The 16,406-nt window shown below is 64.3% G+C and carries 17 protein-coding genes and 1 pseudogene; 5 read left to right on the plus strand and 13 right to left on the minus strand.

Annotation, left to right across the window (positions count from 1 at the left end; all coding sequences use genetic code 11):
• Nucleotides 1-40 precede the first annotated feature (40 nt).
• Nucleotides 41-943 carry an alpha/beta fold hydrolase gene (locus C7G42_RS11675; RefSeq protein ID WP_106949139.1) on the minus strand — a complete coding sequence of 301 codons (903 nt, stop codon included), beginning with the start codon at nucleotides 941-943 and terminating at the stop codon, nucleotides 41-43.
• 172 nt (nucleotides 944-1,115) lie between these two features.
• Complete coding sequence (gene purD / locus C7G42_RS11680; RefSeq protein ID WP_106949140.1) at nucleotides 1,116-2,399, minus strand: phosphoribosylamine--glycine ligase; 1,284 nt, start codon at nucleotides 2,397-2,399, stop codon at nucleotides 1,116-1,118.
• 914 nt (nucleotides 2,400-3,313) lie between these two features.
• Between purD and C7G42_RS11690 the strand changes: the two are divergent.
• Nucleotides 3,314-3,864: pseudogene (locus tag C7G42_RS11690) on the plus strand (REP-associated tyrosine transposase).
• Between the two features lie 95 nt (nucleotides 3,865-3,959).
• Here C7G42_RS11690 and C7G42_RS11695 read toward each other — a convergent pair.
• On the minus strand, nucleotides 3,960-4,616 hold the full coding sequence (locus tag C7G42_RS11695) for a hypothetical protein (protein ID WP_147250242.1): 657 nt from the start codon (nucleotides 4,614-4,616) through the stop codon (nucleotides 3,960-3,962).
• Nucleotides 4,617-4,888: 272 nt separating this feature from the next.
• Nucleotides 4,889-5,113: a hypothetical protein gene (locus tag C7G42_RS36230; protein ID WP_158537584.1), complete on the minus strand. Its 225-nt coding sequence runs from the start codon at nucleotides 5,111-5,113 to the stop codon at nucleotides 4,889-4,891.
• A gap of 3 nt (nucleotides 5,114-5,116) precedes the next feature.
• Here C7G42_RS36230 and C7G42_RS11705 point away from each other — a divergent pair, with 3 nt between their 5' ends.
• Both C7G42_RS11705 and xseA read left to right on the plus strand, forming a co-directional pair.
• Nucleotides 5,117-5,428, plus strand: a complete 312-nt coding sequence (locus C7G42_RS11705) for a DUF6984 family protein (protein WP_106949144.1) — start codon at nucleotides 5,117-5,119, stop codon at nucleotides 5,426-5,428.
• 148 nt (nucleotides 5,429-5,576) lie between these two features.
• Entirely contained in the window at nucleotides 5,577-7,199 is a 1,623-nt protein-coding gene (gene xseA, locus C7G42_RS11710; RefSeq protein WP_199580908.1) for an exodeoxyribonuclease VII large subunit, read from the plus strand.
• A 289-nt stretch (nucleotides 7,200-7,488) separates the two neighbouring features.
• Here the strand turns inward: xseA and C7G42_RS11720 are convergent, their stop codons facing one another.
• Together C7G42_RS11720 and C7G42_RS11725 are read right to left on the minus strand one after the other, a co-directional pair.
• On the minus strand, nucleotides 7,489-7,635 hold the full coding sequence (locus C7G42_RS11720; RefSeq protein ID WP_106949147.1) for a hypothetical protein: 147 nt from the start codon (nucleotides 7,633-7,635) through the stop codon (nucleotides 7,489-7,491).
• Nucleotides 7,636-7,821: 186 nt separating this feature from the next.
• Nucleotides 7,822-8,646 carry a dienelactone hydrolase family protein gene (locus tag C7G42_RS11725; RefSeq protein ID WP_106949148.1) on the minus strand — a complete coding sequence of 275 codons (825 nt, stop codon included), beginning with the start codon at nucleotides 8,644-8,646 and terminating at the stop codon, nucleotides 7,822-7,824.
• A gap of 206 nt (nucleotides 8,647-8,852) precedes the next feature.
• Here C7G42_RS11725 and C7G42_RS11730 point away from each other — a divergent pair, with 206 nt between their 5' ends.
• Nucleotides 8,853-9,080 carry a DUF2093 domain-containing protein gene (locus C7G42_RS11730; protein ID WP_106949149.1) on the plus strand — a complete coding sequence of 76 codons (228 nt, stop codon included), beginning with the start codon at nucleotides 8,853-8,855 and terminating at the stop codon, nucleotides 9,078-9,080.
• 528 nt (nucleotides 9,081-9,608) lie between these two features.
• The gene (locus C7G42_RS11740; protein ID WP_245427663.1) at nucleotides 9,609-9,794 is read left to right on the plus strand and encodes a hypothetical protein; all 186 of its coding nucleotides are present in this window, start codon (nucleotides 9,609-9,611) and stop codon (nucleotides 9,792-9,794) included.
• Nucleotides 9,795-10,050: 256 nt separating this feature from the next.
• Here the strand turns inward: C7G42_RS11740 and C7G42_RS11745 are convergent, their stop codons facing one another.
• The 7 genes from C7G42_RS11745 to C7G42_RS11775 all read right to left on the minus strand — a co-directional run bounded on the left by C7G42_RS11745 (nucleotide 10,051) and on the right by C7G42_RS11775 (nucleotide 16,216).
• Nucleotides 10,051-10,551, minus strand: a complete 501-nt coding sequence (locus tag C7G42_RS11745) for a GYD domain-containing protein (RefSeq protein ID WP_245427666.1) — start codon at nucleotides 10,549-10,551, stop codon at nucleotides 10,051-10,053.
• A gap of 96 nt (nucleotides 10,552-10,647) precedes the next feature.
• Nucleotides 10,648-11,664, minus strand: coding sequence for a tetraacyldisaccharide 4'-kinase (lpxK, locus tag C7G42_RS11750; RefSeq protein WP_106949152.1), 1,017 nt, complete (start codon nucleotides 11,662-11,664; stop codon nucleotides 10,648-10,650).
• Complete coding sequence (locus C7G42_RS11755) at nucleotides 11,657-13,024, minus strand: 3-deoxy-D-manno-octulosonic acid transferase (protein ID WP_106949153.1); 1,368 nt, start codon at nucleotides 13,022-13,024, stop codon at nucleotides 11,657-11,659. The genes lpxK and C7G42_RS11755 overlap by 8 nt, the downstream gene beginning before the upstream one ends.
• Nucleotides 12,987-13,706, minus strand: a complete 720-nt coding sequence (locus C7G42_RS11760; protein WP_106949154.1) for a lysophospholipid acyltransferase family protein — start codon at nucleotides 13,704-13,706, stop codon at nucleotides 12,987-12,989. The genes C7G42_RS11755 and C7G42_RS11760 overlap by 38 nt, the downstream gene beginning before the upstream one ends.
• Nucleotides 13,703-13,945: a DUF4170 domain-containing protein gene (locus tag C7G42_RS11765; RefSeq protein WP_063197361.1), complete on the minus strand. Its 243-nt coding sequence runs from the start codon at nucleotides 13,943-13,945 to the stop codon at nucleotides 13,703-13,705. Before C7G42_RS11765 ends, C7G42_RS11760 begins: the two co-directional genes overlap by 4 nt.
• Before the next feature lie 62 nt (nucleotides 13,946-14,007).
• Nucleotides 14,008-14,826 (minus strand): 3'(2'),5'-bisphosphate nucleotidase CysQ, encoded by an 819-nt coding sequence (locus C7G42_RS11770; RefSeq protein ID WP_106949155.1) that lies wholly within the window; start codon nucleotides 14,824-14,826, stop codon nucleotides 14,008-14,010.
• The gene (locus C7G42_RS11775; RefSeq protein ID WP_199580909.1) at nucleotides 14,813-16,216 is read right to left on the minus strand and encodes a TldD/PmbA family protein; all 1,404 of its coding nucleotides are present in this window, start codon (nucleotides 16,214-16,216) and stop codon (nucleotides 14,813-14,815) included. Before C7G42_RS11775 ends, C7G42_RS11770 begins: the two co-directional genes overlap by 14 nt.
• Nucleotides 16,217-16,406: the final 190 nt, after the last annotated feature.

The following is a 16,406-nucleotide window of genomic DNA, read 5'->3' on the forward strand; positions in this document are numbered from 1 at the left end:
GCGGACGATGACAGCTGAGTGTTGGGCGCACAGCGGGGCATCAGCCCGTAAAGAACTCGCGCAGCGCTTTCGCGGTCACGTCCGGATTCTCCTCTGTGAGGAAGTGGCCGGAGTCCACCGGCATGCCCTCCACGTTGGTCGCCCATTGCTTCCACGTGTCGAGCGGCGTCGCGGCGGCCTGCGCGATGCCGGCGTTGCCCCACAGCGCCAGCATCGGGATCGTGATCTTCTTGCCGGCTTCGAAATCGGCCTTGTCGAGATCGTAGTCGAAATAGGCGCCGGCACGGTAATCCTCGCACATCGCGTGGATGCGGGCGGGATCGCGGAACGGGGCGAGGTAGTGTTCGAGCGCGCGCTTGTCGATCGCGTCCAGCGTCTTCGATTTGGTCTGGCTCGCCATCTTGAAGCGCAGGAAGAACTCGCCCTGCCCTGATATCAGCGTCTCCGGCAGCGGCGCGGGCTGGGCCAGGAAGGTCCAGTGATAGATCTTCAGCGCGTAGGCGCGGTTCATCCGTTCCCAGTAATCATAGGTCGGCAGGATATCGAGCACCGCGAGCTTCGACAGCCGGCCGGGATGGTCGAGCGCCAATCGATACGAGACGCGGCCGCCGCGGTCGTGGCCGGCCAGCGCGAAGTGGACGTGACCGAGCCGCTCCATCGCTTCCACCATCGCCTTGGCCATGGCGCGCTTGCTGTAGGGCATGTGCAGCGCATCGCTCTCGGGCATGTCGGACCAGCCATAGCCCGGCAGGTCGGCGATGATCAGCGTGAAGGCCTCCGCGAGCTCAGGCGCCACGCGGTGCCACATCACGTTGGTCTCGGAGAAGCCGTGCAACAGCAGCAGCGGTGGGCCCTTGCCGCCGACGCGGGCGAAGATGCGGCCGAACGAGGTATCGATCCATTCGGACGCAAAGCCCGGATAGAGGTCGGCGAGATCGGACATCTTGTTGCATCCTTGATGGGCTCAGGCGGGGTCGGCCCTCGACCCCAAAAGTGCGAAAACAACCCCATGCACAGTAGCTAAGTTCAACCCCTGCCTGCGTTTTTTTGGAGTGCCGACGGGCACGGCCGAAATGGCGCGCGCGAGCAAAAAAGCCTGTCAGCTCATGGTCTTGTCAGCTCTTGCCCTTCTCAGCCTCCACCGCCTGCCAGCCGATGTCGCGGCGGCAGAAGCCTTCGGGCCAGTTGATGCGGTCGACGGCCTGGTAGGCGCGGGCCTGCGCCTCGGTGACGGTCGCGCCCAGCGCGCAGACATTGAGCACGCGGCCGCCATTGGCGAGGATGGCGCCATCCTTCGCCACCGTGCCGGCGTGGAAGATCTCGACAGTGTCGACCTTCGCCGCGTCATCGAGCCCCTCGATCCGCGTGCCCTTCTGATAGTCGCCGGGATAGCCCTTCGCCGCCATCACCACGGTGATCGCGCTTTCCTTGTGCCAGCGCAGATCGAAATTCTTCAGCTGCCCGTCGCAGGCGGCGAGCAGCGCCGGTACGATGTCGCTCATCATGCGCAGCATCAGCACCTGGCATTCAGGGTCGCCGAAGCGGACGTTGAACTCGAACAGCTTTGGGCCCTGCGTCGTCAGCATGATGCCGGCATAGAGAATGCCGCGGAACGGCGTGCCGCGGCTCTTCATGCCGGCGACCGTCGGCAGGATGATCTTCGCCATGATCGCGTCATGGACCTGAGGCGTCACCAGCGGCGTCGGCGAATAGGCGCCCATGCCGCCGGTGTTCGGCCCGACATCGTGGTCGAACACGCGCTTATGGTCCTGCGCGGAGGCCAACGGAATCGCGGTCTCGCCGTCGCACAGCGCAAAGAAGCTGATCTCGCGGCCCGGCAGAAACTCCTCGATCACGACTTCGGCGCCAGCCTCGCCGAACGCGCCCTCGAACATCATGGCGATGGCGTCCTCGGCCTCGCGCACGGTCTTGGCGACCACGACGCCCTTGCCGGCGGCAAGGCCATCGGCCTTCACCACGATCGGCGCGCCCTGGCTCTGCACATAGGCGCGCGCATCATCGGCCTTGGTGAAGCGCTGGTAGGCGCCGGTGGGAATGCCGAACTCGGTGCACAGCGCCTTGGTGAATCCCTTGGAGCTTTCGAGCTGGGCGGGGATCTTGTCCGGCCCGAACGCCTTGATGCCGGCGGCCGTGAGGTCATCGACGATGCCGGCCGCCAGCGGCGTCTCCGGCCCGACCACAACGAGCTCGACCTTGTTCTGCTTGCAGAAGGCGATCACCGCCGCATGGTCCGCGACATCCAGCGCCACGCACTCCGCCTCGCGCGCGATGCCGGCATTGCCGGGCGCGCACCAGAGTTTGGTCACCAGGGGGGAGGCTGCGATCTTCCATGCGAGGGCATGTTCGCGGCCGCCGGAACCGAGCAGGAGAATGTGCATCGAGGGCTCAGAATGAGGGGTTTTGCTGGGGCGGAGGTCGCATGAATCGGGGTGGGTGTGAAGGGGTCTTGCCCCGAACTCCCCGTCATTCGGGTCGTGCGAAGCCCTTCTACCTTCTCTCCTTGTAGGATCAGGTACCGACCACTGACGGAATTCGCCGCACCGGTGAGGTTTACTGACGCCCAAATAGACAAGGCGCCCGGGTGGCTAACGCCAGGCGCCTACTTTGCTGGTTAGGCAAAGACCAGACCTAGCTAGGGTCTGGAGTGGGGGACCACCCCACAATGTCTATACTCTGCGTGCGGATGCCTCGTTTGGTGGCTGAGCTTATGACTATTCCCCCACGGGGATCCGAAAGCGATGTTTCGGGGCGCCAGTTATCTCAAGACCGTCCAGCAAAGCTCCCTGCGATACAAGCAATCATCAGGTTTACCGTTCCCGGCTCAGCCGGTTTATCGCAAGTGTAATTGCAACTAATGCGTTAGGCAAAACTAAGGCGGATTGGTGGCGAGACTTGGAGGAAATCCTAGGTTAGGACACGCACAAAACCGACTTGGTCGCTCGGAGATCGAGCGCATGCGCTCGCAGATAGGTCGGCAGCGCAAGGGAATCCTCCAGCTCGAGCGTGCCGGGATAGCTGACCTTCCCTGCGCCGCCAGCAGGAGTGAGAACCAAATGCTGAGCTAAAGGCCTGGCTCGTCCAGGAGAAGAATTGCATCCTCAGCGTGGCCGCCCCGCGTGTCTGCCGAAAAGACAGTATAAAATGAGAAGAACCAGCGGAAGCCGCCCCTACAAGCGATTGCGTATCTTCCACAAAAGCTCTTCGTGAGTACCGTACTTGACCTCCCGGCTCTTGACGCCGTTCCAGCCCGTAAGATGGGTTGAGCCCTTGCGAAACCCATCGCACTTGTTTCGTGGTAACGTCGCGTCATGACCGCGTACGCCGCAGCTTCGTACCTGGTGCTGTTTCTTCTTCACCGTCAATCTGGCGGAGCGGAGGCTGGCGTTGTTGACAGATCATGTCGAGGTATTGCGCGAAGCGTTTCGCGAAACGCGCCAGCGCCATCCGTTCACGATCGACGCCATCGTGGTGCTGCCTGACCACCTTCACACGGTGTGGACGTTACCGGAAGGCGATGCCGATTTTGCGATCCGCTGGCAGCTAATCAAATCCAACTTTTCGCGCGGTTTGGCGCGCAACGAGAGGATATCCCAAAGCCGCGCGGCCAAAGGTGAGCGGGGCATCTGGCAACGCAGATTTTGGGAGCATACCATTCGCGACGAAGGCGATTTCGTCCGGCATGTCAACTATGTTCATATCAATGCGGTCAAGCACGGGCTCGTCAATCGGGTGCGTGACTGGGCTTCCTCCTCGTTTCATCGCCACGTCAAGCTTGGCAATTACCCGGTCGATTGGGCCGGCGATCAGTCAGATGACGGCCGCGATTACGGTGAGCAGAGATAGAGAAGCGATGGGTTTCGCAAGGGCTCAACCCACCCTACGAGCTGATCGAGAGCGACAGACTAGCCCGGGCGACAGAAGCGGCTTTCAAGTAGCCGCTAATTGATTTTCGGAGGATACGGGCCGATGGCAATGATCTGAGGTTTATTGCCAAAGACGTACTCGCTAGCAGCCTTAACGGGGGTGCAGCTAGGCTCGATCTTGATGTGCCCAGCCAGACGCTCTTGGAAGTTTAGGATCTTCGCATGCTCCGCAGCGTATTCCTTAAAGACATCGGGATAGGCTTTGGCTCCCTCTTCAGGAAACACGCCGTCTAAAATATCATCGAACAGAGGCTTATAGTGGCCATGATCGACCCAATATCGATCTGGCTTCAATGCGGCGAGGGGCTCTGGGATCGACACCGGCGTCGCAGAGGTCCTCTCGTCTATCTCCTGCAGGCGCATAGCCAACGTCCGCAAGCTGACGCCGGTGAAATTCGTCGCAGGGATGTTGGCAAACCCTTTTCGAAGCTTCGTCGGATCGCTCGTCGTCGCGACCAAGTTGAAAACGTATCGATGGCGACGAGTAATTTCGTCCATCAGCTCGGCACGGTCCTTAATCAAGCCATTCGCGGCCTGGACGCAACTATTTTGAGCTGCGAATGCGGACCCGATCAAACCCAGCGCCCCTCCGAGCACGAAAAGGACAAGGGGTGTATTTAGGAAGGTCCAAGTTTTTCCGGAGCCCGGTCCGGCACTTTGCTCGTCACCCACACCTGCCTCCACCAGAGAACGCCCCAGCATACAAAAGCCGAGGCGTTTCGCTAGTAGGGTATCTGGTCACCCACTTTCTGGCTTTGCACCGCAGGCGTAGTCTCATCACACCATGGTCCTTTTGGAGGAGCCAATCCGCAGCCTGAGAGGCGTTGGATGCGATCGAGAAGATGGCCCGGCTGAACGTAGGATCTATCAAAAACAAAATGCATATCGGCGGCACAACTGCCCGTGGGATGGGTGGAGCGCTTGCGAAACCCATCGCGCTTGTTTCATGATGTGATCGCCTCATAACCGCATACCGCCGCAACTTCGTTCCGGGTGGGTGCTTCTTCTTCACCGTCAATCTGGCGGAGCGGAGGCTGGCGTTGCTGACGGATCATATCGAGGTGTTGCGGGCGGTGTTCCGCGAAACGCGCCAGCGCCATCCCTTGGAAGCATAAATACTGGCAGAAAATCGGTGTGACTTGAGCGAACCCAGGCATCTTCGACCGCATGAAATGGAGCTCGTTTCGACGATGTTAGAGCGCGCACCTGCGGGAGAGAGATTTCTGGCCGCGTTAGGGGCTTCTCTTGTCGAGGACATGCAAGACGGGGATATGGGGAGCTTAAGGTTTAGGCCTCCAGGCTCCTACGATCAGCGTTTCGGAAAACAAATCGCCGAAGCAGAGTTTACCGACTCAGATGGCGTACCTGTGAGCGTGACAATAAACCTCGATGACCGGGGCCATCTGTTCGAACTAGATATATGGAAAATGGACTTCTCGCCGTTGAAGCAATATCCGAGTGCCGGCGAGATTAAGGTCAAATAGCCCGAAGGATCGGTTGAACCCTTGCGTCGGCGGTGGAATGGATTCCGGGCTCGTCGCTTCGCGACGCCCCGGAATGACGGCGGAGGCTGGCGCTGGCTGGCGAAAATCCTTAAACGGGGGGTCTGACCCCACCATGCCGAATCGTCCGATGCCGCCCGCGGAACCCCATAACAACGCCTTCGAATTCACCGTCTCCGAGCTTTCCCAGTCCCTGAAGCGGACGGTGGAGGACACCTATGGCCATGTCCGGGTGCGCGGCGAGATCTCCGGCTTTCGCGGCGCCCATTCCTCCGGCCATTGCTATTTCGCGCTCAAGGACGAGAGCGCCAAGATCGAGGCGGTGATCTGGAAGGGCGTGCACGGGCGGATGCGCTTCAAGCCCCAGGAGGGGCTGGAGGTGATCGCGACCGGCAAGCTGACGACCTATCCGGGCTCCTCGAAATACCAGATCGTGATCGAGGCGCTGGAGCCGGCCGGCATCGGCGCGCTGATGGCGCTGATGGAGGAGCGCAAGAAGAAGCTCGCCGCCGAGGGCCTGTTCGACGAGGCGCGCAAGCAGCTGCTGCCCTGGCTGCCCGAGGTGATCGGCGTGGTGACGTCGCCCACGGGTGCGGTGATCCGCGACATCCTGCACCGGCTGGAGGACCGCTTTCCGCGCCGCGTGCTGGTGTGGCCGGTGAAGGTGCAGGGCGACGGCTCGGCCGAGCAGGTCGCGGCCGCGATCCGCGGCTTCAATGCGCTGCCGGAGGGCGGCAAGATTCCGCGGCCCGACGTGCTGATCGTCGCGCGCGGCGGCGGCTCGCTGGAGGACCTCTGGTCGTTCAACGAGGAGATCGTGGTGCGCGCCGCAGCCGAGAGCATGATCCCGCTGATCTCGGCGGTGGGGCACGAGACCGACATCACGCTGATCGATTTCGTCGCCGACAAGCGCGCGCCGACACCGACGGCCGCGGCCGAGATGGCGGTGCCGGTGCGCAGCGATCTCTTCGTCGAGGTCGCCGATCTCGGCCGCCGCACCCGCGCCTATTGGCAGCGTGCCCACGAAAGCCGCCGCAGCGAGTTGCGCGCCGCCGCGCGCGCGCTGCCCGCGGCCGGCGATCTGCTCGCCATTCCCAGGCAGCGGCTGGATTCGGCAGGCGCGTCCCTGCCCCGCTGTCTCAAGGCCAACACGCACGCGCATTTCCGCAGGTTTACCGCCGCGAGCTCGAAGCTGACGCTGCGGGTGCTGCACGGCCAGATCTCGCAGGCCGACCATCGGCTCACCGTGTGCGGCGAGCGGCTCGGGCTGTCCACGCGCTCGCTGCTGCGGCAACGGCGCGACCGGTTTGCCGGACTCGAAATTCGCCTGCGCGCCTCGAAGCTGTCCAACGCGCAGGCGCAGCGCAACGCCATTGCCCGCCAGCGCGAGCGCACCCATCGCCTCAGCGAACGCGCCGGCCGGGCGATCGTCACGCTGCTGCAGCGGCTGGAGGCCCGCGTCGACAACAGCGGCAAGCTGCTGTCGGCCCTGTCCTATCGCAGCGTGCTCGCGCGCGGCTTCGCGCTGGTGCGGGACGAAGCGGGACATCCGCTGCATGCGGCCGACAGCATCGGGCCGGGCGCACGCCTCGAGATCGAGTTCGCGGATGGGCGTGTGGGTGCCACCGCGGACGCGGATCGTGCAGCTCCAACGGCCAGGCGCGCGCCGTCGCAGCCGAAGCCGGCCGCGGCGGACGCAAAGCCGGCGCCCAAGCGCGTGGGCAAGCCGGTGGATCAGGGTACGTTGTTTTAGGCGCGATGGCGCTTCAATCTCGGTGTCATTCCCCGCGCAGGCGGGGGATCCAGTACCCCGCGGCATCTCGATGAATCACAACCGTCTCGGCGTGCTGGATCGCCCGGTCAAGCCGGGCGATGACGGTGAGCGTATAGAACCGCTGTCGCAATCTCGTCATTGCGAGGAGCTCGCGACAAAATTGCAGAGCAATTTTGCGCTGAAGCGACGAAGCAATCCAGAATCCCTCCGCAGAAAGACTCTGGATTGCTTCGCTGCGCTCGCAATGACGATGTGGAGACAGCCCGGCCTACCGACAAGACAATCCCGCGTCGATCGTGGTCCAGAAGCCGCAATGCTCCGGCGCGCGCTGGGGGGCGCCGGCGTGGGCCTCGTACAGGAAGATCGCGACGGTGAAGACGGCCAGTGCGGAGACGAGCGTGAGACGGTTGCGCATGAGGATTGCGTTTAATCGACATCGTGGTCGAACTAAGGCGCCGCTACCTGCTGAAACCCGCGCCGCGCGCGATCCGTCAATTCCCGGTCGGCCATCTCAGTCCGTGCAGGGCGGTGGTCAATGCGGGGCTGTCCCCGCCTGCCGTTGTTCCTGGGCGGCCCCGCTTGAAGCCCGAAGATAGTCGAATTACCGCGCCAGCCATTGCGCAACGTCCTTCTGCGACTCCGCGCGCGCCTCGGCGTCCGTGCCGAGATGGCCGTGCTCGGGCGCGGCGGGATCGTTGCTGCCGCCGGGTGCGTGCAGCTGCGTGTTGGCGCGGTCGAAATCGTGATCGGCGCCGGGATAGACCACGATGCGTGCGAGCGCGCTGCGGCCATGCGCGCCCTCGACCATCTGGCGGCAGGCCGGCGGCGAGGAGACGTCGTCATTGGCGCCGATCAGCACCAGGGTCGGCACCCGCGTGCTCCAGCCGAGACCGGCGGAGATCCGGCAGTCCGGATAGAACGCGATGGCCGCGCGGAAATCCGGCCCCGGATCGCGCGCTCCGCTTTGCGGTCGCACCGCCCAGAGCAGCGCGCTGGCGCCGTTGGCCCAGCCCATCAGGCTGACGCGGTTGCGCGCCACCCAACTCTGCTTCATCAGCCAGGCGTGCGAGGCCGCGATGTCGATGACGCGCTCACGCCGCGCCTTGACGTGCATCTCCTTGACGCGGCATTGCGGCCCGAGGTCGCGCGAGCCATAGCTGTCCGGCAACAGCACGGCATTGCCCGCCCGGAGCAGGCGCTCGGCCCAATCGCGGTAGCGCGGCAGCACGGGATCGGAATGGCCAGCGAGGCCGCCGCAGCCGTGCAGCGCGATCACCGCCGGAAACGGCCCCGCACCTTCAGGCTTGTAGAGCTGTGCATGCAGCACGCCCGACGCCAGCGGAATCTCGACCGGCTGCGGCGCCGGCGCGGCATGCGCGGCCGACACCAGCAGGGTCAGGAACAAGGCGGTCAATCGAAGGCGCATCGGTGTCTGCCACAGGAGATGCCTGATACAGCGATCCTTCGGCCACGCATTATCACGCTGAAACGGCGGCAAAACATCACAAACCGGTGGGTTTACCGGGCGGACAAGCCACCCTATCTATGCTACATCCCGTCCAACACATCGTGCCCTCCAGGGTTTCCCTTTGAAGTTTTCCTGGCAGCGGCCTTCCACGGAGACTTTCGACCGTGCTGAACAAGTTCGGCCCCTCAGGCCATGGCGAAGCGCAAGTGCAATATCTCGACGGCGACTTCCGCGTGATCTCGCCGGGGACCTTCGTGCGCTGCGCGATCACCGACGTGCGAATCCCGCTCGACGAGCTGAAGTACTGGAGCGTGGATCTGCAGGAAGCCTATTCCACGCCCGCCGCGGTGCTGCAGCGGCATTTTCCCGGCGCGCTGAAGCCGCAACCGTGATCCCGTAGACTGGGCAGTTTCATCGCATTCTCCTGATCGTCCGAAATGGATAGGAGTCTTGCGATGAATGTCGCCTGAATGACCCGCTGCCACAGGCCTACAACGCTCAGCCCCAAGAGCGCGACGAAGCATGGGATGGTGTGACGCGCACCGACGGTGTTCGCGCGCCTGATCCGCCAGCCGCGCATCCGCAATGATCTCGTTCGTGCCGCTGCGCGTTGCATCGGACAGCGCGCGCACCCCGAGGTTATTCAGTTCGCGCTGTGGTTGGATTCTTCATCGCAGTTCGGCGCCCTTAAGTTGTTCGACGAAGTCCGGGTGAAACAAAGGGCTGCTACAGTGCAGATTAGGTAACTGGCCCTGTTCTTTCATCGCACAGACGATCAAGTCAACCCAACAGCCATCGAGCATTGGAATTGGCGCGGTCTGTGAACGGGCTCATATCGAAGAGCCACCCGACGGGCTACGATCACCTTTAAATTTCGCGGTGGAATTTCTGGAATCGAAAGTCAATCCATGGGGGTGATCATGCCCGCCATTTTCGACCTGCTCTATCGTGAATATTGCCGCGCCCGTCTCGCTGAAATGCGCAAACAGCTTCTGATCACCGTTGAGCGCACTGAAGCCATCGCAGCAGATCATCGTTCCGCGACGCAAGCTGACGATGAGAGAACGGACGCACACCGCAAGACCGGTCACAGCATGCAGAATTGAAGCGGCTCCAAGGCCGGCGATCACTCCCGCGTAGCAGTGACCAAGCAACTGACACGGTTTGGGAGACCGCAATGAATACACCCGAATGCTACACCGTCGTCGTGGCCTGCATGTCGTGCCTGACCATCATCGGATTGATGGCTGCCGGCGCGTGGTGAGCATGCCCCCTCGCCTCGCCGCAGACATGATTCCGGCTTTGACATGAGTACAGCCGCCGCGTCGTCCGACAACGGCGGCTGCGCTTATGACCCGGAAATCAGCTTCCCGGCGGCGAATACGAAGGACGCAGCTTCGCCGCGTTCTGGCGGACCTGCTTGATCTCGTCCTGCGTGAACAACCGAACCAGCTTCACGTTCTGCAGCGTGCCGGCCGTCACGGTCAGGCCGGAAATGGCCGGAGCAGCGGTGGGATCAGGCACATCGAAAATCACGAGGACGCCGGGGCCGTCGGCCGCGACGCTGTACATCGAGACCAACTTTCCGCCGGCCGCTTCGATGAGCTTTCGAGCTGCCTCCTGGCGATTGGTCGCGGGATTTTCCAAAATGGCATTGAGAGCCGCGTGGCGTGTATTGTCCGGTGAGGCAAAAATGCATGGCAAGTTCTCCTCTGAACTGTTGGCAATAACCTCCGGGCCGTTCCGAACTGGTCGTGACGGCCGCTGCACTCGACGCGATGAAGATTCCTTGCCCGCCGTGGGCATGAACGCCGTCGATGATTTCCAGGAGTTCGGCACGTCCCGGTGACGGCTCTCATGCAAGGCTACATCAACTCCCGAACTCGCGGAAGAAGATTCGCCGGCAGCAACATTTCGCGTTTCGCGACTAGGGCAGCGACGTTGCCTCACGTTGCGAGATCAGCGCCCACTGAACCTTCGCTCGCGCGCTCTGTACAGATGATCGCTGATCAATTGCCGCAGCTTTGCCGGCTCATCGAACTCGAGCTGAACGGCGAACGGCACGATACCGTCAGGCACGCCTTCGCGGCCGCGCAGGCGCGCAAGGTCTTTTTCCGTCGTCACCGGCGTGAGCTGCTCGCGCTGCGCCTCCGCTGTGAGCGCTGCGATCTCGCCTTCCGAAAACATGTGGTGGTCGGCGAAGGCCCGCGCGCGCGCGACGTCGATCCCGCTCGCACGCAGGGTGCGGAAAAAACGCTCGGGATCGCCGATGCCGGCAAAGGCGAGAACGCGCTTGCCGAACAGCTGCGCGAGCGAGCCTGCATCCGGCTTCAGGCGCGCGCGCAACTCCGGCTTGTCGCGCCTGGCGAGCGCGGAGGCGACATCGTCGGCGGCATGGCCGTCGCCGATCAGCACCAGCGCATCGGTGCGCTCGAGCTGTGCCTTCAGCGGCGCGCGCAGGGGACCGGCGGGAAACACCTGGCCGTTGCCGAGACCGCGTTCGCTGTCGATCACGATCAGCGAGGCGTCCTTGAGCAGGCGCGAGTTCTGAAAGCCGTCGTCCATCAGGATGACGGTGGCGCCTTGCGACTTCGCCAGCGCAACGCCGTCGAGACGGTCGCGCGCAACGGCGACGGGCACGTCGCGCGCCATCATCAGCGGCTCGTCGCCGATGTCGGCCGCGGTGTGGCGTGTGCGGTCGACCATCACCGGACCCGTCAGGCGCCCGCCATAGCCGCGACTGAGCACGACAGGCGTTTCGCCGAGCTCGCGCAGCAGTCTGGTCAGTGCCAGCACGGTCGGCGTCTTGCCGGCGCCGCCGACGTGATAATTGCCGACGCAGATCACGGGGATGCCGGCGTCCGCGCCCTTGCGCAGCATGCGCCGTTCGGTGATCGCGCCGTAGAGCGCTCCGAGCGGCCATAACGCGTAGGACGGGAGGGAACGTGGCCGGTACCAGAAGGCCGGCTCACGCATTGGCGGCTCCCATCTCGATCCGCAACTGCAGCAGATAGGGTTCGAGCGCGGTCATGGTGCGGTTGAGCGCGCCGCCGAGATCCTCGACCACGCCTGAGCCTGCACGCTGCATCTTGTCGCGTACCGTCGGCTCGGCCAGCAGCAGGCCAAGCTGCTTGACCAGCGCCTCCTGCGTGTCGGCCTGGCGCGCACCGCCGCGCGCATCGAGCGCCTCGTAGACATCGGCGAAGTTGAAGACGTGCGGACCATGCACGATCGCGGCCCCGAGCTTGATCGCCTCGATCGGGTTCTGGCCGCCATGGCGGATCAGCGAGCCGCCCATGAATACGATTCCCGACAGCCGGTAGAACAGGCCGAGTTCGCCCATGGTGTCGGCGACATAGACGTCGGTGGTCGCGGTCGGCAGTTCCTCGCGCGAGCGCAATGCCGGCTTCAGGCCCGAGGCCGTGATCAGGCCCGCGATCGAGGAGCCGCGGTCGGGATGGCGCGGCACGATCACGGTGAGGAGCTGCGGGAAGAAACCGACGAGGCTGCGATGCGCCGCGACCAGCATCTCGTCCTCGCCCGGATGGGTCGAGGCCGCGACGATGATGGGGCGCCCGCGGGTCATCGCCATCAGCCGTTCGAGCTTGGCGGGATCGGCCGGCGGCGCGGGCACGTCGAGCTTGAGATTGCCCGTGGTGACGACGTCGCGGCCGCCAAGCGTGGAGAAGCGTTCGGCATCGGTCCTGGATTGCGCGAGGCAGATGTCGAAGCGCGACAGCAGCGCCGAGATGGTGCCCTGCATGCGGCGCCAGCGCGGGAACGAGCGCGGCGACATCCGCCCGTTGATCAGCACCATCGGCACCCGGCGCGTCGCGCCCGCCAGAATCAGGTTCGGCCACAGGTCGGATTCGATGAACAGCGCCAGCGACGGCTGCCAGTGATCGAGGAAGCGCGCGACATAGCGCGGCGAGTCATACGGCACGTATTGATGGATCACGTCGGGCGGGAACCGCTTTGCGACCACATTGGCCGAGGTGACGGTGCCCGAGGTGAGCAGGATGCGCAGATTGAGATCGCGCAGGCGCTCGATCAGCGCCGCCGCGGCCAGCACCTCGCCGACGCTGGCGCCGTGGATCCAGACCAGCGGACCATGCGGCCGCACGTCCCGGGACAGGCCGCGCCGCTCGCCGACGCGCGCGGGATCCTCCTTGCCCTGTTTCAGCCGCCGCCTGATCAGGGCGGGCGCAAGCGGCACCAGGCCGGACGCAAGGCGACGATACAGCCGCAGCGTCAGCGGCAGGGAGCCAGGCAACGACTTGGGCAACGACTTGGGCAACTTAGGCATCTTGAGGCCCAGGGCGGCCGAGTTGCGCATAGGCGCGGCGGGTCGCCTCGTTCAGCGTCTCTTCCAGCTCCAGCCGCAACGCTTCCATCATGGCGGCGTCGGCATCGGCGGGAACGTGGATTTCCTTGATGCCGACCAATGCGCCCCGCCCGAATGGAAGATTGATGGTGGTGCGGTCCCAGTTCTTGAGCCGGACGAAGCGGCTGGTCGCCATCGCGAAAGGCATGATCGGCCGCCCCGATTCCCGTGCCAGCATGATAATGCCGAGCCCGGCCACGCGCGAGCGCTTGGGGACATCGGCGGTCAGCGCGACATTACAACCGGCCTGGAGCGTGCGCACCATTTCCTTGAAGGCGCCGACCCCGCCCTTGCGGTGGAAAGCGCCGCCATGATCGCCGGAACCGCGGATGGTACCGATGCCGAGCCGCTCCGCGGCGATCGCATTGAACTCGCCGTCGCGGTGGCGGGAGATCAGCACCTTGGCGCGGTAGGAGGCCTTGTTCTGGTTCTTGATGAAGGGCGTGAGGAAATGCTGGCCGTGCCAGAACGCGAAGATCGCAGGGAGCTGCGGCTCAACCTGGGCATAGACGTCGGGCGGATCCAGCGTGAATTTGTTGGTCCGCCAGACCAGACGCAGATATTCGGCCGCCAGAACCCCGACGGCACGCTGAAACCAGCTGCTTCGCAGCGTATTGCGAAGCAGCTTTTTCAACGCGCCGGTTCTTGATTCGGGTCGAGCAGCCGGTGGAGATGGACGATGAAATAGCGCATCTGCGCATTGTCGACCGTGCTCTGCGCCTTGGCCCGCCAGGCGGCATGGGCGGTCGCATAGTTCGGATAGAGGCCGACGATCTCGACGTCGTCGAGATTCTTGAACGTGTTTTGCGTGAGATCGACGAGCTCGCCGCCGATGACGAGGTGAAGCAGTTGTTGCGGGGCACTATCTGGCATGAGTTCTGTTCCTAACGGGCTGCCCGGCAAAGCAGTGTTCGAGAAGCACGACGAAAAGCGCTTTAGGCCAAGGGACGGTTTCGAAAATGCGCGACAATGCCCGCATGACGATCGCGTCCCGCTGCCACCAGCACCCCGTGCGCCACTTCCCGGCGGTTATAGAGGATGGGTTCTCCGGAGAGGTCACTCATCCTACCATCGGCTTCCTGCACGATCAAATCTGCCGCCGCAAGGTCCCAATCATGGCTGTTGCCCCCCGCAAAGGCCGCATCCAGCGCGCCATGGGCGACCCGGCACAGCCGCAGTGCGAGCGAGCCGATTCGCGGATGCAGCTTGATCTCGCCGCCCGAGCTGTTGAGCCGCTCGACCATCGGCTTCGGGCCGGCGACACGGGAGAAGTCGAGCGTGGACCCGGGCGAAGCCTGCACGGCGGCGCCGTTGAGCGTGGTGCCCCGGCCGCGTGCGGCGAAGAAGAACTCGCCGCTCACAGGCGCGAACACCGCGGCCAGCACCGGCGCGGTATCCTGGACCAGCGCGACGCTGACGCACCAATCGTGGTGGCCGTTGAGGTAGTTGCGCGTGCCGTCGATGGGATCGACGATCCAGGTCAGCCGCCGCGACAGCCGCGTCGCATCGTCGGCGCTCTCCTCCGAGAGCCAGCCATAATCCGGCGTCGCGCCGCGCAGGCGCGTTTCGAGCAGGTCGTTGACGGCGATGTCGGCTTCGGACACCGGCGAGGACGCGCCCTTGGTCCATGTCTTCAATTCGGTGCGGAACATCGACTGCGCCAGCGCACCTGCTTCGCGCACCGTGTCCTGCAGCAGCGTCGCGTCGCGCGTCAGGATGGATTCGCCCGGGGCGTTCGCCTCAACGTCCGCCAAGCGTCAATCCCTCGATGCGCACCGTCGGCGCATTGATGCCGTAGCGGAACTCGAGATTGTTCGCGGGCTGCATCGACTTGAAGATCTCGAACAGATGGCCGGCGATCGTCACCTCGCTGACGGGATAGGTGATCTCGCCGTTCTCGATCCAGAAGCCGGAGGCGCCGCGGCTGTAATCGCCGGTGACGCCGTTCACGCCGGAGCCGATCAGATCGGTGACGTAGAAACCCTGCTGGATGTCGGCGATCAGCTCGGCGGGCGTCGGCGTGCCGGGCTCGAGATGCAGATTGTACGGCCCGGGCGAGGGCGACGACGAGACGCCGCGATGGGCGTGGCCGGTGGTGGCGAGGCCGAGCTCGCGCGCGGTGGCGCAGTCGAGCAGCCAGGTCGTCAGCACGCCCTCGTCGATCAGCGCGATCTTCTTCACGGCCACGCCCTCGGCGTCGAACGTCTGCGAGCGCAGGCCGCGCTTGCGCAGGGGATCGTCGATGATGCGGATGTTCTTCGCAAACAGCTGCTGGCCGAGCTTGTCCTTGAGGAAGCTTGTCTTGCGCGCGATCGAGGCGCCGTTGATGGCGCCGACGACGTGACCGACCAGCGAGCCCGCGACGCGCGGATCGAACACGACAGGCACCTTGCAGGTCTCGACCTTGCGCGGATTGGAGCGCGCCACGGTGCGCTCGCCGGCGGAACGGCCGACGATGCCTGGCGACAACAGGTCGGCACCGTGCGGCGCCGAGGTGAAGTCGTAATCGCGCTCCATGCCGGTGCCTTCGCCGGAGATGGCGGTGGCCGAGATGCCCTGGCTGGAGCGCAGGTAAGAACCGTGGAAGCCGGTCGAGGTGACCAGCACCATCCCGCCCATGCCCGCGGACGCCGAGGCGCCGCCGGATTTGGTGACGCCCTTCACCGCAAGCGCCGCAGCCTCGGCTTCGAGCGCGCGGCGCTCGAGCTCGGAGGTTGCGGGCACATCGGGATCGAGCAGATCGAGATCGGGGAAGTCGCGCGCGAGCAGCGACGGGTCCGCGAGGCCGACATATTTGTCGTCGGGCGCGACGCGCGCCATCGCGACCGCGCGTTCGGCAAGCTTGGTCACGGCATCGCCGCTGACGTCGTTGGTCGAGACCACCGCCTGGCGCTGGCCGACCAGCACGCGCAGGCCGACGTCGTCACCCTCGGAGCGCTCGGATTCCTCGACGCGTCCGTCGCGCACCTCGACGCCTTGCGAGACGCCGCGCACCGCGACCGCGTCGGCTGCATCCGCGCCGGCGCGCTTCGCCGCCTCCACCAGCCGCTGCGCCAGATCCGACAAAGCGGACTGGTCGAACAGGTCGCGGCTGGCCTGTGACCCCTTGTTAGACCCCTTGGAGGAATCCTTGGACGAAAGCATCGAGCTTGCGGATGGTGAAGAGTTCACGAACGAAATCCTGTTGGGGCGGGGGTTCGGGACCGGAACCCACAGATGTGCCCTGATCGCCCGGACTTCAAGCATTTTCAGCCTGCCAGAAGCTCAGATTCGCACCTTTGACGCAACGTCTCGTCAATCATGCGTGCCAAGGTCTTGTCAATCATGAGCCACA

This window comes from Bradyrhizobium sp. MOS003 (assembly GCF_003020125.1).
Taxonomy (GTDB): domain Bacteria; phylum Pseudomonadota; class Alphaproteobacteria; order Rhizobiales; family Xanthobacteraceae; genus Bradyrhizobium.

What these genes read in the sequence shown, in the direction of transcription:
- C7G42_RS11675 (WP_106949139.1), bottom strand. Translation starts at nt 943, where the DNA reads ATGTCCGATCTCGCCGACCTCTATCCGGGCTTTGCGTCCGAATGGATC.
- purD (WP_106949140.1), bottom strand. Translation starts at nt 2,399, where the DNA reads ATGCACATTCTCCTGCTCGGTTCCGGCGGCCGCGAACATGCCCTCGCA.
- C7G42_RS36230 (WP_158537584.1), bottom strand. Translation starts at nt 5,113, where the DNA reads ATGCGGTCGAAGATGCCTGGGTTCGCTCAAGTCACACCGATTTTCTGC.
- C7G42_RS11705 (WP_106949144.1), top strand. Translation starts at nt 5,117, where the DNA reads ATGGAGCTCGTTTCGACGATGTTAGAGCGCGCACCTGCGGGAGAGAGA.
- xseA (WP_199580908.1), top strand. Translation starts at nt 5,577, where the DNA reads ATGCCGCCCGCGGAACCCCATAACAACGCCTTCGAATTCACCGTCTCC.
- C7G42_RS11720 (WP_106949147.1), bottom strand. Translation starts at nt 7,635, where the DNA reads ATGCGCAACCGTCTCACGCTCGTCTCCGCACTGGCCGTCTTCACCGTC.
- C7G42_RS11725 (WP_106949148.1), bottom strand. Translation starts at nt 8,646, where the DNA reads ATGCGCCTTCGATTGACCGCCTTGTTCCTGACCCTGCTGGTGTCGGCC.
- C7G42_RS11740 (WP_245427663.1), top strand. Translation starts at nt 9,609, where the DNA reads ATGCCCGCCATTTTCGACCTGCTCTATCGTGAATATTGCCGCGCCCGT.
- lpxK (WP_106949152.1), bottom strand. Translation starts at nt 11,664, where the DNA reads ATGCGTGAGCCGGCCTTCTGGTACCGGCCACGTTCCCTCCCGTCCTAC.
- C7G42_RS11755 (WP_106949153.1), bottom strand. Translation starts at nt 13,024, where the DNA reads ATGCGCAACTCGGCCGCCCTGGGCCTCAAGATGCCTAAGTTGCCCAAG.
- C7G42_RS11765 (WP_063197361.1), bottom strand. Translation starts at nt 13,945, where the DNA reads ATGCCAGATAGTGCCCCGCAACAACTGCTTCACCTCGTCATCGGCGGC.
- C7G42_RS11775 (WP_199580909.1), bottom strand. Translation starts at nt 16,216, where the DNA reads ATGCTTTCGTCCAAGGATTCCTCCAAGGGGTCTAACAAGGGGTCACAG.